Raw genomic sequence first — 997 nt, 5'->3', positions numbered from 1 at the left:
TGGCTGTCGTCAGCTCGTGTTGTGAAATGTTGGGTTAAGTCCCGCAACGAGCGCAACCCTTATCCTTTGTTGCCAGCACGTAATGGTGGGAACTCAAAGGAGACTGCCGGTGATAAACCGGAGGAAGGTGGGGATGACGTCAAGTCATCATGGCCCTTACGAGTAGGGCTACACACGTGCTACAATGGCGTATACAAAGAGAAGCGAACTCGCGAGAGCAAGCGGACCTCATAAAGTACGTCGTAGTCCGGATCGGAGTCTGCAACTCGACTCCGTGAAGTCGGAATCGCTAGTAATCGTAGATCAGAATGCTACGGTGAATACGTTCCCGGGCCTTGTACACACCGCCCGTCACACCATGGGAGTGGGTTGCAAAAGAAGTAGGTAGCTTAACCTTCGGGAGGGCGCTTACCACTTTGTGATTCATGACTGGGGTGAAGTCGTAACAAGGTAACCGTAGGGGAACCTGCGGTTGGATCACCTCCTTACCTAATGATATTGATTCGCGTGAAGTGCTCACACAGATTGTCTGATAGAAACGTAATGAGCAAAAGCGCTACCTGTTGATGTAATGAGTCACTGACTCATGCTGATACGAACCGATTAAGACAGTCAGTTTAATCGGATTTTCGTGTCCCCATCGTCTAGAGGCCTAGGACACTGCCCTTTCACGGCTGTAACAGGGGTTCGAATCCCCTTGGGGACGCCATCCGATAATGAGTGAAAGACATTATCACCGGTTCTTGGAACCGAAAACATCTTAAAGATGACTCTTGCGAGTCGTGTTTAAGATATTGCTCTTTAACAATCTGGAACAAGCTGAAAATTGAAACATGACAGCTGAAACTTATCCCTCCGTAGAAGTATTGGGGTAAGGATTAACCTGTCATAGAGTCTCTCAAATGTAGCAGCACGATGTGGAAACACCTTCGGGTTGTGAGGTTAAGTGACTAAGCGTACACGGTGGATGCCTAGGCAGTCAGAGGCGATGAAGGGC

Annotated in this window: 1 tRNA gene and 1 rRNA gene; both read left to right on the top strand. The window is 48.9% G+C overall.

The features are described 5' to 3' along the window. Positions 1-488, top strand: a 16S ribosomal RNA gene (locus tag AC1RKC_RS24105); the annotation flags it as partial. Between the two features lie 145 nt (positions 489-633). Beyond that, positions 634-709, top strand: a tRNA-Glu gene (locus AC1RKC_RS24100). Positions 710-997 lie beyond the last annotated feature (288 nt).

It is taken from the genome of Serratia sp. GW822-FHT06E05 (assembly GCF_058799445.1).
This window is presented reverse-complemented; position numbering and strand designations above follow the sequence as displayed.